This is a genomic window from Neobacillus rhizosphaerae, from assembly GCF_050477885.1.
Taxonomy (GTDB): domain Bacteria; phylum Bacillota; class Bacilli; order Bacillales; family Cytobacillaceae; genus Neobacillus; species Neobacillus rhizosphaerae_A.
In genome coordinates this window covers 1-24,876 of the sequence record NZ_JBCNAC010000089.1, presented here as the reverse complement: position 1 = coordinate 24,876, position 24,876 = coordinate 1, and the positions used below count along the sequence as shown (strand labels likewise).

At 38.3% G+C, this 24,876-nt stretch carries 24 protein-coding genes and 1 riboswitch; of the genes, 3 read left to right on the top strand and 21 right to left on the bottom strand.

Features of this window, described 5'->3' with window-relative positions:
- Positions 1-4: 4 nt before the first annotated feature.
- Positions 5-391, top strand: a complete 387-nt coding sequence (locus tag ABES03_RS12125) for a DUF350 domain-containing protein (RefSeq protein WP_413303008.1) — start codon at positions 5-7, stop codon at positions 389-391.
- A 24-nt stretch (positions 392-415) separates the two neighbouring features.
- Here ABES03_RS12125 and ABES03_RS12120 read toward each other — a convergent pair whose 3' ends face one another.
- From ABES03_RS12120 to ABES03_RS12045, 16 genes are all read right to left on the bottom strand, one after another.
- On the bottom strand, positions 416-1,444 hold the full coding sequence (locus ABES03_RS12120; RefSeq protein ID WP_430117540.1) for an ion channel: 1,029 nt from the start codon (positions 1,442-1,444) through the stop codon (positions 416-418).
- A 29-nt stretch (positions 1,445-1,473) separates the two neighbouring features.
- Positions 1,474-2,988, bottom strand: coding sequence for an amidase family protein (locus ABES03_RS12115; protein ID WP_430117539.1), 1,515 nt, complete (start codon positions 2,986-2,988; stop codon positions 1,474-1,476).
- Between the two features lie 575 nt (positions 2,989-3,563).
- Positions 3,564-4,589 carry an HD-GYP domain-containing protein gene (locus ABES03_RS12110; protein WP_430117538.1) on the bottom strand — a complete coding sequence of 342 codons (1,026 nt, stop codon included), beginning with the start codon at positions 4,587-4,589 and terminating at the stop codon, positions 3,564-3,566.
- Between the two features lie 320 nt (positions 4,590-4,909).
- Entirely contained in the window at positions 4,910-5,734 is an 825-nt protein-coding gene (locus tag ABES03_RS12105) for a C39 family peptidase (protein WP_430117537.1), read from the bottom strand.
- Between the two features lie 194 nt (positions 5,735-5,928).
- Entirely contained in the window at positions 5,929-6,369 is a 441-nt protein-coding gene (locus ABES03_RS12100) for a threonine/serine exporter family protein (RefSeq protein WP_430117548.1), read from the bottom strand.
- 17 nt (positions 6,370-6,386) lie between these two features.
- A complete protein-coding gene (locus tag ABES03_RS12095; RefSeq protein WP_430117536.1) occupies positions 6,387-7,148 on the bottom strand; it encodes a threonine/serine exporter family protein in 762 nt (253 codons plus the stop codon).
- A 107-nt stretch (positions 7,149-7,255) separates the two neighbouring features.
- Positions 7,256-7,594 (bottom strand): YrdB family protein, encoded by a 339-nt coding sequence (locus ABES03_RS12090; protein WP_430117535.1) that lies wholly within the window; start codon positions 7,592-7,594, stop codon positions 7,256-7,258.
- A 40-nt stretch (positions 7,595-7,634) separates the two neighbouring features.
- Positions 7,635-8,570 (bottom strand): HD domain-containing phosphohydrolase, encoded by a 936-nt coding sequence (locus ABES03_RS12085; protein ID WP_430117534.1) that lies wholly within the window; start codon positions 8,568-8,570, stop codon positions 7,635-7,637.
- A gap of 18 nt (positions 8,571-8,588) precedes the next feature.
- Positions 8,589-9,014 carry a hypothetical protein gene (locus ABES03_RS12080; protein WP_430117533.1) on the bottom strand — a complete coding sequence of 142 codons (426 nt, stop codon included), beginning with the start codon at positions 9,012-9,014 and terminating at the stop codon, positions 8,589-8,591.
- A 190-nt stretch (positions 9,015-9,204) separates the two neighbouring features.
- On the bottom strand, positions 9,205-10,935 hold the full coding sequence (locus ABES03_RS12075) for a DHA2 family efflux MFS transporter permease subunit (protein ID WP_430117532.1): 1,731 nt from the start codon (positions 10,933-10,935) through the stop codon (positions 9,205-9,207).
- Positions 10,936-10,939: 4 nt separating this feature from the next.
- Positions 10,940-11,464, bottom strand: coding sequence for a PadR family transcriptional regulator (locus ABES03_RS12070; protein ID WP_430117531.1), 525 nt, complete (start codon positions 11,462-11,464; stop codon positions 10,940-10,942).
- Positions 11,465-11,674: 210 nt separating this feature from the next.
- Positions 11,675-11,905: a hypothetical protein gene (locus ABES03_RS12065; protein WP_430117530.1), complete on the bottom strand. Its 231-nt coding sequence runs from the start codon at positions 11,903-11,905 to the stop codon at positions 11,675-11,677.
- Positions 11,906-12,013: 108 nt separating this feature from the next.
- On the bottom strand, positions 12,014-12,757 hold the full coding sequence (locus tag ABES03_RS12060; RefSeq protein ID WP_430117529.1) for an alpha/beta hydrolase: 744 nt from the start codon (positions 12,755-12,757) through the stop codon (positions 12,014-12,016).
- 122 nt (positions 12,758-12,879) lie between these two features.
- Complete coding sequence (locus tag ABES03_RS12055; protein WP_430117528.1) at positions 12,880-13,881, bottom strand: ABC transporter permease; 1,002 nt, start codon at positions 13,879-13,881, stop codon at positions 12,880-12,882.
- A gap of 1 nt (position 13,882) precedes the next feature.
- Positions 13,883-15,385, bottom strand: a complete 1,503-nt coding sequence (locus tag ABES03_RS12050; RefSeq protein ID WP_430117527.1) for a sugar ABC transporter ATP-binding protein — start codon at positions 15,383-15,385, stop codon at positions 13,883-13,885.
- Between the two features lie 70 nt (positions 15,386-15,455).
- Positions 15,456-16,565, bottom strand: coding sequence for a sugar ABC transporter substrate-binding protein (locus ABES03_RS12045; RefSeq protein ID WP_430117526.1), 1,110 nt, complete (start codon positions 16,563-16,565; stop codon positions 15,456-15,458).
- A 129-nt stretch (positions 16,566-16,694) separates the two neighbouring features.
- A riboswitch (SAM riboswitch) is annotated at positions 16,695-16,802 on the bottom strand.
- 230 nt (positions 16,803-17,032) lie between these two features.
- Between ABES03_RS12045 and ABES03_RS12040 the strand changes: the two genes are divergently transcribed.
- Positions 17,033-18,247, top strand: coding sequence for an MFS transporter (locus tag ABES03_RS12040; RefSeq protein ID WP_430117525.1), 1,215 nt, complete (start codon positions 17,033-17,035; stop codon positions 18,245-18,247).
- Positions 18,248-18,451: 204 nt separating this feature from the next.
- Here ABES03_RS12040 and ABES03_RS12035 read toward each other — a convergent pair whose 3' ends face one another.
- On the bottom strand, positions 18,452-18,652 hold the full coding sequence (locus tag ABES03_RS12035; protein ID WP_007083691.1) for a cold-shock protein: 201 nt from the start codon (positions 18,650-18,652) through the stop codon (positions 18,452-18,454).
- A 207-nt stretch (positions 18,653-18,859) separates the two neighbouring features.
- Positions 18,860-19,981, bottom strand: a complete 1,122-nt coding sequence (gene yfkAB, locus ABES03_RS12030) for a radical SAM/CxCxxxxC motif protein YfkAB (protein ID WP_430117524.1) — start codon at positions 19,979-19,981, stop codon at positions 18,860-18,862.
- Between the two features lie 229 nt (positions 19,982-20,210).
- Between yfkAB and ABES03_RS12025 the strand changes: the two genes are divergently transcribed.
- Positions 20,211-20,999, top strand: a complete 789-nt coding sequence (locus ABES03_RS12025; protein ID WP_413303042.1) for a formate/nitrite transporter family protein — start codon at positions 20,211-20,213, stop codon at positions 20,997-20,999.
- Between the two features lie 186 nt (positions 21,000-21,185).
- On the opposite strand, the gene recQ is transcribed toward ABES03_RS12025, so the two are convergent.
- From recQ to ABES03_RS12010, 3 genes are all read right to left on the bottom strand, one after another.
- On the bottom strand, positions 21,186-23,324 hold the full coding sequence (recQ, locus tag ABES03_RS12020; RefSeq protein WP_430117523.1) for a DNA helicase RecQ: 2,139 nt from the start codon (positions 23,322-23,324) through the stop codon (positions 21,186-21,188).
- 118 nt (positions 23,325-23,442) lie between these two features.
- The gene (locus tag ABES03_RS12015) at positions 23,443-24,363 is read right to left on the bottom strand and encodes a DMT family transporter (RefSeq protein ID WP_430117522.1); all 921 of its coding nucleotides are present in this window, start codon (positions 24,361-24,363) and stop codon (positions 23,443-23,445) included.
- Positions 24,350-24,751, bottom strand: a complete 402-nt coding sequence (locus ABES03_RS12010) for a MerR family transcriptional regulator (RefSeq protein WP_430117547.1) — start codon at positions 24,749-24,751, stop codon at positions 24,350-24,352. Before ABES03_RS12010 ends, ABES03_RS12015 begins: the two co-directional genes overlap by 14 nt.
- Between the last annotated feature and the right edge of the window lie 125 nt (positions 24,752-24,876).

Here is a 24,876-nt window from a genome sequence, read left to right as displayed (position 1 = left end):
GAGTATGGAGAATTTTTTATTATACTTAGTAGTTTCACTTGGTCTCTTATTAGTAGGACTTGTGCTGATGGAAGTAACAACAAAGGTTAAGGAATTTTCCTTGATGGCAAAAGGAAATAAAGCAGCGAGTTATGTCCTTGGAGGCAGACTTCTTGGTTTAGCCATTGTTTTGTATTCCACTGCTGCTAATTCTATCTCTTTAGGGGATATGGCCATATGGGGAGCGATTGGAATTGTTGCTCAAATTATTGTTTTTTACTTGGCAGAATGGCTCACGCCACGGTTCAACGTTATGCAGAGCATTGAAGAAGATAACCAGGCAGTTGGCCTGTTCCTCATGTTTTTGTCAATTTCCATCGGCGTAGTCATCGCAGGATGTTTGACTTATTAAAAAACGCATCCTCGGATGCGTTTTTTATAATTTTTGATATGTTTCCTTATCACAGATCACAAATAACCTTGCATCCTCAGGAATCGGTTCATTCCATTTTTTGAGTATTTGTAAGTCATTACGGTCGGCTATCAGCTGAGCCCCTTTTTCTTTTAAAAAGTCATAAGCCATTCCGTAGGTTGACCATTCCGTCCTTACTTTCACTTCCCATAAATCACTTCCCCCATCCCCATCCTTTCGACTTAAAAGTTGGGTGAAGAGGTGGCTGGCCCCTTTAGTTTGTGCTGACTTTGCCATAAGATTAGATACAGATTCATGAGAAAGAATGAACTCATCGATCTTCACATGTTTAAAATTACCAACATGCTTTTCGTTTAATATTTCAGCGATCGTATAGATATTACTTTCTGTGCCTTCGTCGTAACGCTCAATGGAGGAAGCAACTAAAAGTGTTTTTCCATCTGCTAGGTCTGGGTTATCAATCCCATCAGCTGCAAACAATAATACCGCTTTCGATTTCTCAATCCCTGCTCTTCTTAGCGTTTCTTCATCCGTTGGACTTCCCTGGATATAAAGAAACCGCTCATGTTCATAGGGTGTTTTTTCTAATTCATCAATTAGAACGATTTCCGTTTTAGAATCGCCGAGAAAAAGTTCATTAATGGTATTTTTACTCTTAGCCGTCCAGCCAATAATGACATAATGGTTTGTTCCTCTAAATGTCATTCTTCCTTCCTCCTTCATTCGTTTGTACTGGGAAACAGCATCAACGATCACTCCAATCAATACACCGAAAAGCCCGATTCCAGCCGTATATACGATCACCATCGCCCATATTCTTCCTAGCTGTGTCGTTGGATAAACATCTCCGTAGCCCACAGTCGTCATCGTCGTCAGAATCCACCAAACTGCATGGAAGGTGTTTTCAAATGTTTTGGGTTCGAGTATTCTCATAACCGCTGCATTAATCAAAATATAAAATGTAGTAACGAGAATTAGCGTTCGGTACCGATACTTGGTCACAGTCATAAACAGCTTTCTAAAAAATAGCATAGCGATCCCCTACTCTTTTCCAATGTTGTTTACTTGTTCTCTTTTTTCATATAAAATGGATTTCTTTGAACAGGTATCCAATCATCTGTAAGTTCCAACTGACCTGCCAGTGAAAAAAGAAGATCCTCTCTACCCTTGGCGGCCATGAATTGTACCCCTACCGGCAGACCATCAGATGTCAGATGTATAGGCACGGTCATAGCAGGCTGACCGGTTAAATTTGCAAGTTGTGTAAAAGGGGTTCTTTCTAAATTCTTTTCTGCTACTTGTTCAACAATGCCTGCTTTTTTCATTAACCTACCTAAGGAAAGCTTCCCTGCAAACTGAAGTGCCGCTTTTTCCGATTTACTTGGTTCAAGTTCACCAATTTTTGCAGGAGGAGAAGCCGTTGTCGGTGTCAGGAGCAAATCATATGTCTCATGAAAATGTTCCATTTGAATAGCCGCCTTATCCCATTCTCTAATACTTAACACAAATTCCTCCGCTGATGTCGCTTTTCCCACTAATCCAAGCATCCATGTTGTCGATTCTACATCCGTCATTCTTGCTTTCCTGCCAAGAACGTCTTCAAGGGTTGCTAGCCCTGCAGCCACTTCTCCAAAATACATGGTTAAATAGCTCTTTGCTATTTTTCTACCATCAACCGGTACATCGACTTCGACCACCTGATGTCCCATCGACTCTAAAAGCTTGGCTGTTTTCAGCACTGCTTCTTTACAATCTTGGTCAATCACATTTCCAAGAGGGGATTTTACCGAAAAGGCAATGGTCCATTTTCTCGTTGGTGCTTCTTGTACAAGTTGCAGATAGTTACCTTCAAATGGGGGAGCGTAAAAAGCAGCATATTTCTCATGGATACGTATCTCATCAAGGATTGCCGCGCTATCCCTCACCGTTCTTGAGAGAATATGGTCTACTGATGCTCCCTGCCAATGCCTTGCATAATTAGGACCAACTGGAGTTCTCCCCCGTGTGGGCTTTATTCCAAACAATCCGCAATAGGCTCCTGGTATACGAATGGAACCTCCACCATCATTTGCCCCTGCAATGGGGACCATTCCACTTGCCACTGCTGCTGCAGAACCTCCACTAGAACCACCTGGTGTATGATTTAAATTCCACGGATTCCGAGTGGGGCCGTAATACTCAGGCTCAGTAATCCCCATCAAAGCAAATTCTGGTACATTGGTTTGCCCCACAAACAACGCACCTGTTTTTCTAAGTTGTTTAACGTATTCAGAATCTACTCTAGCTCGATAGGTTTGTAAAGCCCTCGAACCTGAGGTGATTTTTTCACCCTGCACTTCTTGAGCAATATCTTTAAGAAGCATCGGTACTCCCGCAAACCTACCGTTTATATCCACGTTCTCGGCTTCTTTTTCAGCCCTCTTATAAAACCTATTAATTACGGCATTTAATTGGGGATTATGTTTTTCTATCGTGTGAATGGCTTCATCCAGCACTTCTTTTGGTTGAATTTCCTTCTTTTTAATCAAGCCAGCTATTCCTAACCCGTCATAACTTTTATAATCAAAACCCTCCATCCAACTCATCCCCGTTCATAGGTTTTTTTACTAATACTTCTACCAATAGTTGCAATATTCCTTTATCGCTAATTACTAATCGTTTTCTAGTAAAATGATTCCTGATTCTTACGGTTAAACAAACACTACATTAATATAGATGTTGACAAAAAATATTAATTCCTGTAATATTAGTAATTGTGCTTCGCACATAGGTAACTTGGAATTATAAGATTACGCAATGTAAGAATTTATTTCTGGCATTCTGCTTATGTTTTAATATAAAAACTTATTCACACTGGATCGGCTTCGGAGCCGTTAGGATATAAGAGAGGTAGGGCTTATGTCGTTTAGGTACAAAACCATCAGGTGGAAGAATAACCGCGGCAAATTTGTTTTTAACAAACAATGATTATATATAAGTTTTTACTTGCGAACAGAAAAGCGAAGCGCATGAGAGCGCAGGTAGCTAGACAGTTATTTACTGTCTTTAATAAGACTAGCATTCACAAGTTACAATATGGATTCTATATGAATCAAAGCTAAGAAGGCAGAGGAATTTCATTTCCTCTGCCTTCGTCCAATTTTTGGCATTTTTACATATTGGCAACTTGATTCAATGTTAAGTTTTCTTTTTGAAGGTTTAGAGGTTGGAAACCATCTATTTTTAATATTGGCTGGTTTGGATATTGAAAGTCTATATGTAGAATCTCACCAACTTTTCCATTTCGAAGGGTAATTTTCTTCCCTTTGACCAATTCCATTAAAAAATTAGTAAATGGTAAAACAATCGCTTCATCAAGACGATTCTGTTTAACTTCCTTAATTAATTCATCTACTGCGTAAAAAATCGACATAGAACTTCTATACACCCGATTTGAACAAATTGCATCAAAGGTATCTGCCACAGAGAGTATCCGGATAAAGAAAGGAATACTGTCCCCATTTAAACGATTGGGATATCCTGTCCCATTTAATCGTTCATGGTGCTTTAAAACTCCTTCTAAGATGAGCGGATGTAAAGAAGTTTTCGACAGTAAATCGAATCCGAGCTCTGGATGTTGTTTGATTAAATTAAATTCTTCATCTGTTAACCTAGATGGCTTATTTAAAATCATTGGATCAATTTTAAATTTACCGACATCATGAAACAGGCCCATACTGGCTAAGAATTGTTGATGCTTTTCCGATAGTTTTAGTATTCTTCCTATTTTACTAGCTATCAATCCAACATTAATGGAGTGCTTAAATAAATACTCATCCTCAGAGAATCTTTCCATTAGCTCTAAAATCCCAATGTCCTTTAAGGCAAACTCCTCATGTAATTCTTGAAATGTATCAACCATTTCCTGGATCTCATTATCATCGAGTTTTGATTTTCCACTAATGCTTGTTTGTAACTCTTGAACGGATGAATATACACTTCTATAAACTACTTCATTTAGTTCTCCAATTTTTTTTCCTATTAAATCCTTTGGTTGGTCATGCTCCTTTATTTGAATCCTATGTCGACTCAAATAATGCATATGGTCATCTTTGAGTATTGTCCCCTTCTTTAAAAGCAATACACCCGTCAAGGAATAAATATCCTCTTTTAATACCATACCCTTTTTTAAATCCATGTTATAAGCTCCCCTTTTTTATAACAGGTCATATTTAGGTTCCTTATGTAAGGCAACTCAAAAGTAATACGAATAAAGAAAAAAGTGTTGCATTGCATCATAAATTGTCGACCAAAAGGTTAATTTTTACTATTGTAATTTTATTATATCTTAATTTTACTATAATTGGATTTTTTGATTTGGTAAAGTAAAAATTAGATTTTTCTAAAAGTCTTATACAATAGATGAGCTCCCTCTATAAAAAACAAAAAAACCACAGCATAAGTACTGTGGCAGGAGAATCTTTAAAAGAAAAATATATAAATAGATCTTAAGATTTCTTATTTTTCTATAACAATTGCTTGTTTCCCCATTTGCTCCCAAGCTTTAATGAAACTTTCACGGTTCAATTTTTTGTTTTTGACTCCATATGGGTCATTTACGTAAATATAATTTGTATCATAGCCTGTGATGGCGACACTATGTTCATTAAACGTAATATCAATTTTTCCCTGTGGCGTATCCCACGTTTGAAATACTGAGACTGGAGTAAAGCTTGAAGTGGTAATAATCCATACTGGTAGCCCTTGCCCGACCTTTTTTAATACATCTTCAAATGGGTGGTTAGTTAAATTCACAGCACGATCACCCACATATTTCTGAGCCAACTCTAACATAGGACCATTGTATACACCTAGACCAGGACCCTTTGCCATATTTCCAACGAAGCCGGCATTTGGATTTCCCTTTTGTCCATTATTATAGGTTAACGGAACTGTTTTTATATTTTCAGCTAACTCGTTTTTTGTCACTTTAACCCCATGATAGTTTAGAATCATCGCTAAACTTGTAACCTCACAGCCATTATAAAGCTTGGGTGCGTCCATTTGATTAAGCAATGGTACATCCAGCATGATATTGTCCGGAATACTTGGCTCTGAATTTGTTAATTTCACTTCGTTTACTGGCTCTGCTTCTTCTTGTAGGACTTCTTTATTTGCTGTTGGTGGCTTCGTTTCCTTTTGTGGTTCACTAGCCGTAGACTTTGTTTGCACCACTTCTTTCAATTGAACGACATCCGACCAGTTAAATTTACCTGCAAAAATTGTATTTGCACCTATAAAAGATATGATTAGAATAATAATGATGAATAACAATTTTTTCATAGACGAATATACCATTCCTTATGATAGACTTTGTAAGCAACTAGCAAACTAGTAAAATACTACTATATAACAATACCAAATAATACTAAGTGGATAAAAGAAAAACTTTTCCAAGTTATCATAATAATTATTCCTTAACTTATCCTTAACAAAATCCCCCCAGTTTTTTAGACTTAGGGGGCCAATAGGAATATTCATATCCTGCTTTGATTAATTTTTCGAATGACTTGATTAATTACTTCAGAAAAAACTAAACCGAAGGCAATGGCACCTGCAAGCATCAATACTTTTGCTGCAGAGCCTAATGCTGCATTATAGTTATTCTCAACAAAGTTACGCATGGCATCAAAGGCTAGACCCCCTGGTACTAAAGGGATAATACCTGCCACACTAAAGATAATGACTGGAGTTTTGTAAAACTTAGCTAATTCCTGACTCAGAACTGCAATAAAAATCGTGGCTGCTAGTGTAGCAAAAATGGCATCATTTGAATATCTCTCGAGAAGATAGTAAATTAACCAGCCACCCATTCCAATCAACCCACATTTAACCAAAGTCTCTTTTGGTGCATTAAAAAGGATGCCAAAGGCTCCTGTTGCTAAAAAGCTCGTTATTAACTGACTAAGAATTTCCAAGTTCATTCAAGCCACCTTTACAAAAACGATAACACAACGGCAATGCCCGCTCCAATGGCAAATGCTGTAAGAAACGCTTCTGCCCCTTTGGATAAACCAGATACTAAATGACCTGCCATTAAATCTCTGATCGCATTGGTTACTAATAGACCCGGAACCAACGTCATAACAGAGCCAATAATAATTTTATCTAATTGATCTCCTATACCCATTTTGACAAATAATACAGAGAGTAAGCCGATTACAAACGAGGCTAAAAATTCCGAGAAAAACTTAATTGGAACAAACCGATGAAAGTAAACAAAACTTAGATAACCCAACCCTCCTGAGATCATTGATGGAAGAAAATCATTCCACCCGCCATTAAACATAATCATAAAGCAACCACTGGCTAATGAAGCAGCTGCCACCTGATACTTAAAAGGAAAGGTCACATCTAATGAGTCAATTTCTTTCAATTGCTTTAATGCTTCATTTATATTCATTTCACCACTGCTTATACTTCTAGAAATGCTATTAACCATGGCCACCTTTTTTAAATCCGTGGACCGCTCTGAAATCCGAATGAGCTTCGTTTTAGTTGGTTCTGTACCTTCAGCTGAAAATATAATTCCAGTTGGGGTCACATAGCTATGTGTCATTTGTATTCCAAAAGCCGCTGCTATGCGCATCATAGTATCTTCCACGCGATATGTCTCTCCACCGCTTTGAAGCATGATTTTTCCAGCAAGTAAGCAGACCTCCATAATATCATAGGTTCCTTCAACTTGATTCTCCATTTATTTCTCACCACATTATCTTTACATTTGTTACTTAGTTTAATCAAAAATAGGTTATGAATCAATTATAAGCAAAAAAACAAACAACCACGGGCTGTTTGCCATCATTATTGATTCCACACTTTCATTAAGATGAGATTGATTATAGTTATTCCCCCATAAAGACAGGCCATCGTTTGCTTTTCTAAAAATATCAAAACAACAATTGGTAATCCAAAAATCACTATTTCTAACAATAAGAATGGAAATCCAGTTAATGAATAGGGTGCTTTTGGTGCTCCGAACATTCCCCAAATAATGGCGACTAATAGTGGCGTTCCGATCCCTAATACGGTTTTTATTACAAAACTTTGGATTACATGGAATCCCCAATAGGCAAGAATTATTAGTACCATGATTTCCAATAAAAATCGAACTCCTAAATTAATTGCTTTTAAAGCTTCCATCTAATCCCCACCTTTCATTCAAATAAAAACAAGTTCCTTATTAGCTTGGAACTTGTTTTAAGTCTTCTACTTGGAGTTTTCCATCCATTATTAATACTTTTTCAAATGCATCAACAAGGGATGGTTGGTAATAACGACCTGACAATTTCTTTAACTCAGTTATGGCTAGAACTGGGTCCATTCCTTTTCTATAAACCCTATCCGATGTCATCGCATCATATGTATCAGTAATTCCAATGATTTGCGCTTCAAGGAGTATTTGGTCACCTTTAAGGCCATTAGGGTATCCCGAACCATCTAGTCGTTCATGATGCTGTAAAATAATTTCTCCTATATGAGAATAATAGGTGGATTTCACCATTTCACAGCCATCCGCTGAATGCTTCTTTAGCACTTCCATTTCTGCTGAAGTAAGCTTTACTGGCTTATTAAGGATTTCTTCAGGTGCATTAATTTTTCCTATATCGTGGAAAAGGGATGCAAAGTATAGGTTTTCTAATTTTTCTTTAGAAAGTTGTAATTGTTTAGCAAGTCTAATGGAATATGTTTGAACTCTTGCACTATGTTGATAAGTATATTTGTCTTTCTGTTCAATTTGTTTAACGATTTTTGTTAATTCATCAATACTTCTGCTTATGAAATGAAAGGCTGGCTGAGTGGTAAACCAAATAAGCTTCATATTAGTTAAAGCTTTAAAATAGGTAGCTTCTTCAAGATGATGGATATAAAAATAATCACCTGTTTTCAAGTGAATTTCAGTATCCTTTTCTTCATAAACACATTCCCCATCAAGTATGAAAAAAAATTCCATTGTTTCAGGTTCATCACCCGGAAAGACATAAAAAGTTTTTCCTTCACTAATAGTTTGTAAAATTACCTCCGATCCATCACCTTTGGCAATCAAACTGAATTCTGAAGTTGAATCAATAACTTTTTCTAAAAATTTCTCGTTCGATCCAAGGTAAAGACCCTTCATTAAAAAACCCCCAGCTTCCTAATGACAAACACGAATCGGGTCAATCCAAACCCACCTGCCCCCTATTTCCACAAGTGTCCAGTACGCTTCTGCTTGGATGCCCTTTTCTGCTGCCTTATTGATTGCATCAGTAGACATTTTCAATGTTGTATTATATAAATCGGTTATTAATTTATCGAGATCGTTATTATATTTTTCAGTTCTTTCATTATATTGTTTGTCGCCTTCATCAATCTTTTGAATATCACTTATGTACTTTGCTTCTAGTTCATCAGCATCGCTGACTGCTTTTGCAATTTTTAGTTCAATTTCAGAATTGGTTTTTTCGATGGAAGCAATTACTTTTTCATAATCAGTACCTTTGGTTTCTGCTGCAAATGCGCTTGTTCCAAATGATGCCATTAAAAGTAAAAAAATCAACATGGTGAATCCTTTTTTTAACATGAGTTCCCCTCCACTTTATAAGTTAACTATAGGAAATTGTACTCACAGTCATTATAATTGCTGGAATTATATATTACCACAAAAACCACCATATTTTACTGAAAAATAATATAATTTACTATATTTCGACAACTAAACACAAAACCTGCGTTATTTCAACAACGCAGGTCTTCCATAGTACTTTATACCCTTATTCAGTGGTTTGAAGCTGAACTTTGGCTACTACATTTTTTCTCCTTTTTCCCCCAAAAATTAATCCTGTTAAGCAGCAGAAGAGTACAAACGGAATACTAGCTTTATAAAGGTCAGCAAAACTTGATGATATGGTTTTAAGAGCATAGTCACCCACCTGTACCCCATAGGTCTTAACTAATTTTCCTTTATGGTCAATTTCCTCATCTACCTGGTTTTCCACTTGCTTATAAACCATTTCTTTAGCTTCTGCTCTTTGTTCTTCTGGTATGGAGGAAAGTGCCTTGTCTACATTTGAATTGATTAACTGTTGACGTTCAGCTTTGGAGATGATCACTTGATTCACATTATGTTTTTGCTGTTCAGCAGTAATTGATTTTTTTGTTTCGCTAAAAATTTTTTCTTTTGCCGATTGAGGTACATCAAGTTTTTCTAGTTTTTGGGCAGCAAAATGCACAACCTCCTGTTTCTTATCATGAATAGTAGTGGTTAGACCTGCAACAAAGATCGCTACAGCTAAAACCACTCCAACCTGTCTTAACATAGAAAATACACTTTGCGAAGCTGTTAGCATTTCGCCTTCAAAAGATGATGTACTCGCAATCGTAGCAGAGGAAATAACAAAACTAAAGCCAAAACCAAGTAAACTGCACAATAAAATAATTTGGGCTGATGTACTATGAATATTTAAGTTGTGTAACAAGTAATAGGCGATGCCCATCATGCCAAACCCAAACATGACCGGAATCGTGAATCCAATTTTTTTCGTTAGTAGACCTGCAATTTGGGAAAATACAAAGATGGAGGCAGATACAGGAGTAACAAGTAATGCTGCTTGAAGCTCTGTCTTATGCTGGAAGTTAGTTAAAAATTGAGGTAGTAGGACCATTACACCGATAAGGAAGACAAAACCTGTTGTCACTGTTACAACCGAGCCGGTAAACAACCGGTCTTTAAAAAGATTTAAGTTAACCATTGGAGCTTTAGACTTTTTCTCTACAATGATGAAAAGGACAATAGAAACGAGCGTTATTACATAGCAACCAATTGTTTTTGTGCTGTCCCATCCCCATGTATTCCCCTTAATCAACACAAGGTTCAAAGGGAAAATGGCAGAAACAGAGAAGATTAATCCGAGCCAATCGATCTTTGATTTGACACGATTTTCATTTTTAATTGGTAGGATAAGGAACGCACCACCAATGGCCAGCAGACAAATAGGAACATTCACATAAAAAACCCAATGCCAGCTAAGCTTTTCGGTAATAATTCCTCCAACCGTCGGCCCAAGTGCCGTAGCTAACCCCTGTGTGGCACCTAGTAAGGTTAACGGCAGCGTTCTTTTCTCCAACGGCATGGCAGCAATACCTATCACCATGCTGCAAGGAATTAAGATTGCAGCTCCAAAGCTTTGAATAAACCGTGCTGCGATTAAGTAGTCACCATTAGTCGCTAAACCACAAAGCGCGGAACCTAACCCAAATACAAATAATCCAATGATATAGAATTTATTTCTACCAAACATTTCGGCGAACCTTGCCATCGGAATGGCTAAGACAGCAATAGTCATGGTGTAAACATTTAGCATCCACGAGCTTGTTTCCAATGTGGTATGCAGACTATCCTGAATCGCAGGAAGTGTAATATTCATAATCGTTGAATCTAGCATACAAACAAACATTCCTAAACACATAAGCAATACGACCTTCATTCCACCCATATCCTTCATTATGTTAGTACCCTTTGCTATCATTTAACTTTTTTAGTTCTTCGTCGACCATTCCCAAAATCATTTCCGCCTGGCGGATCCCAAACTCTAAGGTAAATCTTTTATTTGGTTCCATGTTTGGGTACAAATTAGCAATTCTAGTTAAATTATCGTACATCGCTTGATTCTTTCCTCTTTCTTCTAGTAGCCATTCCATTACCTTTTCTTTTGTGGTAAAACGCCCGAAAAAGATGCGGATCAGGATATCTGATCTTGTGATGGTTGGATTGATTGGGCTGTTTAGGTACGTTTGAAATTGTTCCTTTCCACTTTCTGTGATTACAAATAGGTTTTTGTTTGGCTTACCATCTTGCTGGATGATTTGTTTTTCCACTAGGCCTTCTTTTTCCATTTTTCTTAGTGCTGGATAGATTGCCCCGAAGGAAGCATCGAAAAAGTAGGAAATGGAGTTCTCCATCATTTGCTTGATATCATAGCCGCTCATTGGCTCGTCATATAAAAATCCTAGGATCACGTCTTGTATGTTCATTTTGATCACCTCATATTATTTATGTTTATATTATCATTGTTAATATAAATAATGTCAATATTTAAATTGGATATTTTTACAATTTGTTTAAAAATAAGCACTTAAGTTGAAGCTGCTGACCCTTAACCGTCCCTAGCCGATCCATCAATCCTTCATGCATGGCTAAAAATAAAAAATCGATGGTAATATACCATCGATTTCAGCCCGAGCTCACTCTCCTATATTGTTTTCAAACCACTCCTGCAACTCTCTCAACGAGGTAAAACTGAAAATTTCCTCCCCATTTTGACCGTTATCAACACCAGCATTACCTCTTAGTGAGATTTGTCCCTCTTGCTCTGAAATTAAGACCGCGTAAGGATGATTTACATTTATGTACCTCGAATCTAAATCATTATCCAGCCAATTCTTACTTCGTAAAAACGCATCGCAGTGTTCCAAAAACATCCCTCCTCACTTTTTATTGTTCCAAATAATAAAAAAAGAAGACAAAAAAATATCTCCTGAAGAAGGCAAGAAAGTCGGTGTAGTATAAGCTACGTCTACTTTTCACTGATTTTTTTCAATGAAATGTAATGTTTTCTCAATGATCACTTGTTGGTCATTATCAAGCGTTGCCACATGATAACTATCTTTCATATGATGAAGCTCTTTTACCGAAGAGCGAATGCCATCATATATCATTTGTGAATTATTAGGCGGCACGACATGATCCTCTTCCGATACAAAAATCAATGCCGGACAAGTAATTTTATGAAGGTCTGCTTTTACCTGTTCCATAAACTTTAGAATTTCTTTAATGGATTGAACCGGAGTCTTTTCATACGCTAATTCCTTCACTTCCGCTTTTTTAATATCAGATCCGATCGCATCTAAAAACCTTACTCCTTCTAACTGTCGGACAGGAGCCATTTCAGGAATATCCACAGCGGCGTTTATTGGGATAATCGCTCGAATCTCAGGATACTTTTCAGCCAGATAAAGAGTCAATGTTCCCCCCATCGAAAGCCCGGTGACAAAAATAATATCACAACGTTCTTTTAACCATTGGAATCCTTCTTCAATAGAAGAAACCCAATCCTGATAGGTTGTTTGTTCCATTTCTTCATAGTGAGTTCCATGACCTTTGAGCCGCGGTCCACATACCGTATAGCCCGCATTCGCGTATGCCTCTCCTAGCGGCCTCATACTTTGGGTGGTACCTGTAAACCCATGTGATACTAAAATCCCAACATTACTTCCTTCAAAGTAAAACGGTTCTGCATCAGCTAAAATAGGATATTCTTTAGTCATACTCATCCCTCCATATCATCGTGTACCTTTATGTAAAATGTATTCGCCCTCTTCCAAAGATTACCTGCAATTTTTCAAAAAAAAATAACCTATCCACATGTGAATAAGTTACCATCAAACATTTATTTCTGTTTATAATAGGTAATCGCTAAGGCAAACGCTAGTACGGTTCCTTTTACAATATCCATGGCATAATACGGTACAGACATCATGACAAGGCCATTTTGCAGAATACCAATTAATACCGCCCCAATAAAAGTACCAAATGCATTTGGTTTACCCGCACCTAGAACTGAAAATCCGATAAAGGCCGCAGCAACCGAATCCATGAGGTAGGGTGCACCGGAGTTAATCTCTGAAGTCATAACCCTTGATGCCAGGACAATTCCGCCAATTGATGCAAACAAAGCAGAGAGTAAATAAGCCGCTACTTTATATTTATTAACAGGGATCCCTGACAGTCTTGCAGCTTCTTTGTTTCCGCCAATCACATACATGTATCGACCATGTTTGGTATAAGTCAGAAAGATATGCACAAGAATGACGGTTATAGTCATGATGATAATAATCCATGGCACCTCACCAATTTTCGCAAAAAATGGACTGATTAATCCCGTTGCCATGGATCCATCAGGCATCACCATATTTTGAGAAACTGTCGCCCCTTTTGTATAGGTAAGCGCGGTCCCTTGAATGATAAACATGGTCGCTAAAGTCATTAGCATGTCTGGGATTCGTAACTTTACGATCATGAACGAATTCAAAGCACCTACAATTAAGGAGGCACCAATCGCAGAGATAATCGCAAGAACGGTATTTTGGGAAAACCAAACAAACATAGAAATGACGATGGCATTCGATAACGATGCTACCGAGCCTACTGATAAATCAAATCCATCTACAGATAATGAGATGGTAATACCTATAGCAATAATCGTCACAATCGAAATTGACCGAAGGATATTGACGATATTACTACCTTGAATAAAGGTAGGATTAGCCGCTGAAAAAATAAGAATAAGAGCAAGAATCGTTATAATCGTCCCGTATTTATATAAAAATTGAAACAGCTCAAATGCTTTTTTTGTTGGGGTCTGATTCTTTGCTGAAATGTTTGTCTCCATTTTACCTGCCCCCTGTGGAATAAAATAAAAGTTCTTCTTCGTTTGTTTGGTTCGTCTCTAACTCTTTTACTGATTGTCCATCATATAGAACGTAGACTCGGTCCGTAATCCCCATAATCTCTGATAGTTCGGAAGAAGCATAAATAATGGATTTACCTCTACTTGCTAATTCCGTAATCAGTTCAAAGATGTCTTTTTTGGCACCAACATCCACACCTTTGGTTGGTTCATCAAAAATATAGACATCGGCATCAGCCACCAGCCACTTCCCAATTGCGACCTTCTGCTGATTTCCTCCAGATAGATTCTGAACCTTTGTTTCTTCAGAAGGTGTTTTAATTCCAAGCCGGCTAATGAACTGCTTGGCTGTTTCCTTTTCTTTCTTTCTATTTAAAAAGCTAAATACGTTTGTAAAACCGCCTAAATTAGCCGCTGTCAGATTAGATTCCACTGATTCAAGGACAAGAATTCCTTCCTTTCTGCGTTCTTCGGGCACTAATGCCATCCCATTTTTCACCGCATCATATGGGCTTTTCAAGGTTAGTTTAACCCCATTAAGATGGACTTCTCCTCCAGTTAATTTTTCAGAACCAAAAAGCGCCTTGCAGAGCTCGGTTTTACCTGCACCGACAAGCCCAGCCACTCCAACGATTTCCCCAGAGTTCACTTGTAAATGTAAGTCTTTAATTTTACTTTTATCTGAGAGTCCCTTCACTTCAAGAACTGTGTTTCCAATTCTCGTAATCTTTTTCGGGAACTGTTCCTCCAGCTTTTGGCCAAGCATGTGCTCCACCACTTGATTCTGTGTTGTCTCTGAGATGTTCTCTTTTACAACAAATTCTCCGTTTCTCATAACTGTAATTTCATCACAGATTTCAAAAATCTCTGGCAGGCGGTGAGAAATAAAGATAATCCCGACATTTTGTCTCTTTAATTCGCGGGCAATCCGAAAAAGCTCGGTCGTTTCCGTATGACTTAAGGGTGCAGTTGGTTCATCTAGAATCAAATATTTACACCGATTCGAGACAGCTCTAGCAATGAGAATCATTTGCTTTTCTGCCAGAGAAAGCTCACTCACAAGCTTTTTCGTAGAAAGTGTAATATTCATTTCAGCCAGGATTTGTGCTGCTTTTTGATGAAGAGTCTTCCAATTCATCCACTGCTTTTTTCCCATATGATGAACCGTGTCCATCAACATGATATTCTCGGCGACCGTTAAATTAGGTATAAGCACCGTATCGACTTCTTGATAGACAATCTGGATACCCGCATCTTGGGCATCCTTCGGTGATCGAATGTTCAAAGATTCCCCGTCCAGTACAATCTCACCGGTATAATGATTATAAGCCCCTGAGAGGACTTTCATTAGAGTTGATTTCCCTGCACCATTTGCTCCAATCAATGCCTGAATCTTTCCCGTCTTTGTTGAAAAATGAACCTGATTTAAAGCTTTCACCCCTGGAAATTCAATTGTTATATTTTTCATTTCCAATGTTGACTGCATGAAATCATCCCCCTATCAAGCAAACACTCTCTTAATCAAGTGAAAAAGAGAGTGCTTATAGTAACCTTAATTATTTATAATATTTTTTTAATGTTTTCATCCAATCTTCTTCGAATGCGTCTGATTGGCCCCATCCTGAAATAATTTTTGATAGATTAACCATGTTAACAGGATCTTTAGACTTTTGAAGATTGTCTTGTGAAACTAGAGAAGCTTCTAAATCATAGGTTTGTGGTGTTTCTTCACCTGCAATTTTTTTAGCAAGCAATCTCAAATCCACAGCACCAATTAGTTTAGGATCCACAGCAGCTGTGTATTTCCAAGCACTACCTTTTCTTTGAATCTCTTGAAGGTCGGCATTTGAAACATCAATACCATAAATTTTTACTTCTTCACGGCCTGCCTCTTTAAGTGCTCGTGCTGCACCAATAGCAAAGGCATCCCAGGTAGCAAAGATGGCATCCAACTTTCCTTTTGGATATTTATTTAACATGGCAGCTACGGCGTTTTGTGTTTGAACACTGGTATCTGCAGCGGCTACACCGAAGCGTTCCACTTCTTTAATTCCAGGGTTTTTTGAAAGGGTATCTTGATACACTTTATTTCGTCTAACCATAGGTGGAAAACCGTCAACCCAAAGGTATGCAATATTTGCTTTGCCCTTCGTATCCTTTACAAGCTGATCCAATGCTAAAGTTGCCAATGCTTCGTCATCTTGTGATGTAAGTGTTACTCCCTCCACTTCAGCCAACTTTGGATTAGAGTCAAACGCCACAACGCTTTTTCCTTTTTCAACAATCTTCTTCACATCATTCACCGTTGCATCATCATCACCATGTGAAATAATGAATCCATCATAGTCCTGATCTAATGCCTGATTTATCGCATCATGAAATTTTGCTGTATCACCGTTTGCAGTAAACACATCCACTTGTAATCCTAACGATTCTCCCTCTTCTTTTGCTCCTGCTAGGAATTGGGCTGTATGGTCGTCTCCGCCAATTTTACGAATCACCTTAATTTTCAATTGGTCACCTTTAAATTGTTCTGGTACGCCTTCAAGTGATACATTTTTATTTCCGCTTGCTTTCTTTGTTTCTCCCCCAGAAGCACACCCCGTGAGTAGCAGGCTTGCAGCCAATGTAGATACAAGCATACTTTTGAGAATATTTTTTTTCATGATAAAAGCTCCCCCTTTTTGTCTTTCTTACCAAAATAAACTATTCCCATTGGAGAAGTTTTCTTTTATGAAAAAATAAAAAACCTCTCCAGAAAAGAGAGGTTTCATCACAAATGTTGGACTACTCCTCTCTTATCTCTCAAAACATTAAATGTTTTGCAGGATTTAGCACCAATTCCTTTTTGGAACGGTTGCTGGGCGTCATCGGGCCAGTCCCTCTGCCACTCTTGATAAGAGAACGTATTATTGATTTAAAGTAATAAACTAAATTTAAACTCAGATTAACAAGTTGTCAATAGTATTTTAAATATTTCCAATAAATTAATAACTCCTTTTTAATCAATGAAACAGAGTTGGGAAAACTATTATTAAAACTAAACCCAGATATTGCTTTATTCTCCTTAGAAATTTCGGTATGATTATATTTAGGGAACCGAAATAAACTGAAGAAAGAAGTGTTACCTTTCATGAATAAGCAGGAAAGTGCAAAACGTAATTTATTCATTATGTGGTTTGCCAACTTCTTCGTCGCAGGTAGTATGACGATGGTCATGCCGTTTATTTCGCTGTATATTGAAACGTTTGGGGACTTTTCAGAGAAATATGTCCAACATTGGTCGGGAATTACTTTTGGTATCACCTTTGTTTCTGCATTTCTTTTTTCACCGGTTTGGGGGAAGATTGGAGATCGCTATGGTCGGAAAAAGATACTTATCATTTGTGGATTAGGGATGGCTGTATCTATCTTTTTAATGGGTTTTGTTCATTCAGTCTGGCAGCTACTCTTACTACGGTTTTTAATGGGCTTTTTCTCAGGGTTTATCCCGATGTCACAGGCATTCATCTCCACACAAACACCAAAAGAGATTGCTGGTCGTGTCCTAGGGACATTACAAACAGGAAGTATTACGGGCTCGTTGTTAGGACCCATGCTTGGAGGAATTTTAGCCGACACACTCGGCTATGCGACCACCTTTAAATGGACTTCTATTTCCATATTCATCTCAGGGATTCTTGTTATCGCAACGAAGGAATTTCTGATAGAACCAACAAAGGGCACCAAATCTCACTATTCCAGTAAAGAGGTTATCAAACACATCCTACGAAATCCTGTTTTATTAACCGTATTGCTTATTTCATCTCTTGTACAAATCGCCCATTTCAGCATTCAACCAATCCTGTCGCTATTTGTCAGTGATTTGCATGGGCCAAACAATGTTGCTTTTTATTCAGGGATTGCTTTTTCTGCAGCAGGAATAGGCAACTTACTCATGTCACGAAACTGGGGAAAGATTGCAGATAAATATGGTTATATCAAAATATTAGTCATCCTTCTATTTTCAGCAGGGATAGTGTACTTACCAGGAGCGATCGTGACAAGTCTTTGGCAGCTTGTCATCATCCGTATTGCTTTAGGTGTGACCATCGGCGGAATCATTCCTGTCAGGATTGCTTATATCCGCCAGGAGGCTCCGATTACCATGCAAGGGGAGGTCCTTGGCTATAACAATAGTCTAAGATTTCTCGGTAACATCATTGGACCCATGCTGGGGGGCTTTCTTTCTGGCTACTTTGGCTTTTCCGCCGTTTTCATCAGCACCAGTACTTTATTGATTATGAGCGGACTGATTTTGCTCGTATCATTGCTTCGACATCCTAAGCTTGTTAAACATACAGCTTAATAACTTATTCAACATACAAAAGTTACCAAAATCTTCATTGAAATAAATTAGGTTATTCCGAAAATATATGATACAATAATTCTACCATTTGAATTACTGTTTCATTTGTGTGCCCTACTCATTCATGAGTGGGGTTTTTGTTTGTTTTTTTGAATAAAAAAAACAGACTCTATAAAATAGAGCCTGTCTTATCCGACATTGTTATTAAGCTTTACGAACGTTAGTAGCTTGAGGTCCACGTTGACCTTGCTCTACTTCAAAAGTAACTGCTTGACCTTCGTCTAATGATTTGAAGCCTTCGCTTTGGATTGCTGAGAAGTGAACGAATACATCGTCTCCAGCTTCGCGTTCGATGAATCCAAAACCTTTTTCTGCGTTAAACCATTTTACTTTACCTTGTTCCATGTGTGTTTCCTCCTGCTGTGTGCTTTTGCACACATTATGGTACTATCCTTGCACTCAGTGATCATCAAGACGAAAAGTTTATCTTATACTATCCTTTACACCGAACAAAAATAATTCTTAATCAGTATAACATCTTACATAAGTGTTTGCAAGAAGACAATAATGAGTCTCCTTTTAGCCTCATGCTTTACCGCCCGCGGAAAGAGCTTAATTTTTCGCAATATTGGCTTTCAACTTAGTAAAATCAAGACCCTGATAATAGCTATTCTTGACCAAGATATTTGGACCTAAGCATGAAACAGCCGGGCAGTGACAGCTTAATTCCTTGGCTATTCCTGTGTGTTGCCATGCTTGATAGGCCTCTTCAAGTGTGATTGTTTGGATATTTCCTAAAGGAGGAGTATCTCCAAAATCCGTTACAATGATATCACCGTTAAATATATTCACATTCAAACGGGAACGACCATCTGGATCATTTCTGACGGTTACATTTTTATTCTGATAAAGCCGTTTTAATAGGTCCAAATCCTCCTGTTTACTGCTGCAAGCATAAAATGGCAGTGTTCCAAATAGCATCCATACATTTTCATCCCTAACATCCAGCAAATGATGAATTGCTTCCCTCATTTCATTTAATGATAAAGTTTCAAGATTACTGGCGAAATCACTCGGATACATGGGATGCACTTCATGTCGTTGACAAAGCATTTCATTTACGATTTGCCGGTGAATTTTTTCCAAATGAGGCAGCGTCCGCTTATTTAACATGGTTTCCGCCGAAACCATAACTCCTGCTTTCACCAGTTCTCTGCTATTTTCTATCATTCTCGTAAAATATTTTTCTCGTTGTCTATAGTCAGGTTTCCGCTCCATTCTTGCAAAGCCGCCTTCCACAAAATCGTCTATCGTTCCCCAATTATGTGAAATATGTAATACATCCAAATACGGAATAATTTCTTCATACCGATTTAAATCAAGAGTTAGGTTCGAATTCATCTGTGTTCGAACTCCGCGTCCATGGGCATACTTTAAAATGGGTTCTACATAATTACTGACAGAGCTATGGGAAAGCATAGGTTCTCCCCCTGTAATACTTAACGAACGCAGATGCGGAATTTCATCTAATCTTTGTAAAATAAGCTCAATGGGAAGTGCTAACGGGTCCTTTGTTTGGAGCGTGTATCCTACAGCACAATGCTCACAGCGCATGTTACAAAGAGTGGTAGTCGTAAATTCGATATTAGTAAGCTGAGGTTTCCCGTATTGCGTTACATCTAAATAAGCTTCCCAAGGATCGAATTGGGGGGTGATTTTTTGGAATGTCTTCATACAAACTCCTTTATTTTTGTAGTAGGAAAAACCTTATTATAGCGCATCACATGGCCAAGTTACTATTTATATTAGTTACAAAAGCATATGAATGTAAAATGGGAATATTCTATGGCAATTTCCCTTTTATTGTTGGGTAAATGAAATGATTCCCGTATAATACATATTTGTTCCAAGATTATTGAAATATAAAGGGATAGTAAACGAATTGTGAATGGTGGTAGTGGACATGGAAATGCAGCCTTTGCATGAAGCAGAAAAATTAGCCTTAAAAAAGATAAAAATATTTCGCCAAAGCATCCTCCGATATATTTTACGCTCGATGCTTGCCAGTATGTTTATTGGTTTTGGAGTCATCGTTGCGTTTAAGACCGGTAATTTCTTCTACGTGGTAGACTCACCGTTTGCCTACCCAATGGCCGCCCTTACCTTTGGAGCAGCGATTATATTAATCGCCTATGGCGGCGGGGATTTATTTACAGGAAATACGTTTTATTACACCTACGCTGCACTCCGTAAGAAAATGACTTGGATAGAAGTGCTTAAGCTATGGGTATGCAGTTATGCAGGAAATATCTTAGGTGCCGCTGTCTTTGCTTTTATTATTTTCACTACTGGACTTTATGCTAGCTCATCAGTAAATGGGTTTCTCCTTCATGTCGTGGAAGTTAAAATGCAAGTCCCAACAACAGAGCTGTTTTTCCGGGCAATCCTTTGTAACTGGCTTGTTTGTATGGCCTTTTTCCTTCCAATGGGGTTAAAAGGAGATGGTCCAAAAATGTTTGCCATGATGCTGTTTGTCTTCTGCTTCTTTATTTCCGGATATGAACACAGTATTGCTAATATGTGTACATTCGCTATTGCCCTAGTATTACATCACCCAGGAACTATTTCATGGGGTGGCGTGATTCACAATCTTGTTCCTGTTACAATCGGCAATCTGATTGGAGGAGCCGTATTTATGGCAATGATGTACTATTACGTAAATAAACCGTTTTTAGATGAGTATAAGGAATAACAAAAAGAGGTTGACCCCATTTTGAGTCAACCTCTTTTCACTATTATGCAGGTAGTTACATTGTCGAATGCTATCATCTTACCCAATAATTAGGGAATATCGACAAATTACCGGGGAAATAACAACAAATTCAGCAAGATATCGACAACAATTTAAAATATTCTAATAACAGTAATAATTGTAATATTATTTCACCTTTTTATTTTTACTTAAAAAATATACATAGGCTTTAATCATAAAGTAGCTAACCTCTTCTGGAAGGAGTTCCTTAATAGGTTTTAAGCGGTCACGGCCAGCTTCCTCCACTGCTTTTTCTAAAAGTGGTATGAAGTCTGCTGGGATATGTTTTGAAAAATCAACTTCAACCCCTTGCTGTGCACACTGAAGTAAGTGATTCTCAACCGTACTTACCGCTAAATCCCGCTTCTGAGCAATTTCCTTAATAGAGTAATCACCATGATGTAATTCCAATGTCTCCAAATGTGAATCCGTGACAGTCCTTTTTGCAGGTTTTTTCGTTGTTTTCTCTACAGGACTCTGCTCACTTTGATAATCTGGATTATTTTCAACGAATGTGAGTATGGCTTCGATAAACTGAAGTCCATATTTTTGGAGTTTGAGTTCACCCACACCGCTTACCTGTAAAAACTCTTCGTTTGTGATCGGCAGTTTGACACACATATCCTTTAATGCAGCATCTGAAAATATTACAAACGGTGGGACTTTTTCCGAATCAGCAATTTGTTTTCGTACCTCTCGTAACACTTCAAATAACGGATCGCTCGTAGAAACTTGTTTGACTTGGACCGTTTCCCGACGGAATACCTGTTGTTTTCCTAATAAAACATCCTTCCCCTTTGGAGAAACAAATAAAGTAGGAAATTGTCCTTGCTCAATGGCAATTAATTCTTGAGAAATCAAGAATTCAATAAAGTCACTAACATCTTTTGCACTCTTTTCCTTCATAATTCCGTAAGTAGGCAGACTGTTAAAACCCATTTCCACCACCTTTTGATTTTTCGACCCTGTTAAAACCTGGGCTGTGATGGTTTTACCGAAGCGTTGCCCCATCCGAATGACACAGGACATGACCATTTGTGCTTCTCTGGTTACATCTAAACTAGTTCTTGTATCTAGACAATTACCACATCTACCACATGTATCTGTCTCTTGTTCACCAAAATATTTTATAATGAATTCCTGCAGACATTCTTCCGTATGACAGTAGTCTACCATTTGCTGAAGCTTGTCTAACTCTTGTGTGATTCGTGTTCGATCACTGGATTGGTCAATGAGGAAGCGTTGAACCTGCACATCCTGTGGAGAATACAGAAGAATACATTCACTATCCAGACCATCACGTCCTGCACGACCGGCCTCTTGATAGTAGCTCTCCATATTCTTCGGCATTTGATAGTGAACGACATATCGAATATTGGATTTGTCGATCCCCATCCCAAAGGCAGAAGTGGCCACCATAACCGTTGCCTTATCCTCTAAAAATCGTTCCTGCTCGTGCATGCGCTCTTCGTCCCTCATCCCTGCGTGATAGCGGGCGACATTGATATTCTCTTTTTGTAGTCTTTCATATAGTAGATCTACATTTTTCCGAGTCGCAGCATAAATTATTCCTGCTTCTTTATCGTTCTTTTTCAAATAGTCGAAGAGATACTTTTGTCTATCTTGACCTTTAATCACTGAAAAAGATAAATTCGTTCGTTCGAATCCAGTCATAACCGTATTTCTGTCATCAATGCTTAAAAGACGGCAAATATCCTCACGTACTCTTGGTGTTGCTGTCGCAGTTAGCGCAAGAACAACCGGCCTTTGCGCTAGGTTATTAAGCATTTGTTGAATATGGCGGTAGCTCGGACGGAAGTCATGTCCCCATTGTGAAATACAGTGCGCCTCATCAACGGCTACTAATGGGATGTCCATTTCTCTTAAATCTTCAACAAAATCAGGTGATTCTAGTCTTTCTGGTGCAATGTAAAGCAGTTTGTATTTCCCTTGCTTTGCCTCGCGAATTCGTTCACTTGCCTCGCTAAAGGTTAATGAGCTATTAATAAATGTGGCTGAAATACCGACTTGAATGAGGGCATCTACCTGGTCCTTCATTAAAGAGATTAATGGGGAAATGACAAGCGTGGTTCCTGATAGGACAAGCGCAGGGATTTGATAGCAAATCGATTTACCGCCGCCCGTGGGCATGACGCAAATAGTATTATGGCCATTTAACACGGATTGAATGGCCTGCTCTTGCCCCGTACGGAAGGAGCTGTAACCAAAATGCGTTTCTAGTAATGGCAATGCTTTTTCAAACAAATGGGTTCCTCCTCTCAAAATTGGATGTGTCTCTGGCTGTTAATGTCATGACTCTATTATACTGCTTTTTCAAAAAGGTTTTGCAAAAATTCCTGGAATTTCACGTAAAAAAGATCCCTTATGAAAGAGACCTCGTTATCACTTTATACACCTTTCCAAAGTTCAGAAAACCAGAAGATATCAGCACACCTGAAATAACCAAAACGGTGCCTATTACTTGGAGAATGGTAACGGGGGTTCCTGTGGCAACTGATATAAGCATAGTTACGACAGGTACTAAATTAAAGAATACGGCAGTGTTAGCTGGTCCTATCAATTCCATTGCCTTATTCCACCAAAGATAACCTAACACACTAGTGAAAATAGCCATAAATAATATGGCTCCCCAAGCGAGTGGCGGGACGGCTGTTACTGAGTTCATACTTGGTGAAAATGCACCCAATCCGATCAGGCACAAGGCGCCGATGATCATCGTATAGGTAGTTGTCTCAAGAGAGGAACTAGTTTTTAAATACTTTCTACCTAACACCCCATAGAGTGCCCAGCACACATTCCCTGCCAGAATAAGCAGATCCCCCATGGAAAAAGAAAGAGTTTGAATGACTTCCCAAGACCCTCTAGTCAATACACTGGTCACTCCTAAAAGGGCAAAAAGGATTCCAATGATTTGTTTACTGGTGATCGGTGCTTTTAAGATAAAAAAAGCAAGGATCGTCGTGACAAGTGGGTTCGTTCCCATAATTAAAGCCCCATTTAATGGCGAGGTATGATTCATCCCAAAAAAGAAAAAGGCGTTAAATCCAAAAATCCCTACTATCCCCAGTATTGTATAAGTGATCCCGTGCCTGCGAATAGTTTCCCATTTAACTTTCTTCTGGATCATTAAAATGGCAAACATGACAAGTGCCGCAATCCCAAATCGCCACGCTGCAGCACTTGCCGCAGAAAAATATTGAACGGCGTACTTAGCAAGGTTGAAGGTGGCACCTGTCACTAACACAAAACCAATTAGCATTCCTGCAACTTTACCGTTTTTCATTTTGGTCCTCCTCGAGCATGCCATGATAGGTTGCTAGCTTCTCTTCGGTTAGCTGTATGACCATATCTAATTCTCTTTTTTGTTGCTCCAATGTCAACAAATGCTTTTCTAAAATATTCTTTCGCTTTTGTACTTTCTTACTTCTGTCTTGCTCAGCATCCCTATTTTCTAGAAGACATCCATCTACCAAAAACTCTTGGATATCTTCTAAAGACATACCTGTATTTTTAAGAACCTTCATAAATTGTAGCAACCGCACTTCTCCAGCGGTATATAGTCTTTTTCCTCCTTGCCTTGTCGGTGAAGACAACAAGCCAATTTTTTCATAGTATCGTAACGTATGTGCGGTGAACCCTGTTTGCTGGGCTACTTCCGATATACTGTACATCATACTTCAACACCTCCTATACACATGCTACTACTTAGAGTTAGCTCTAAGTCAACAGAAAAATGGGAAATTTTATTAAGGAAATGCGGAGGCGCCTTGGTCAGACCCGACAGGCAAATGTTCTT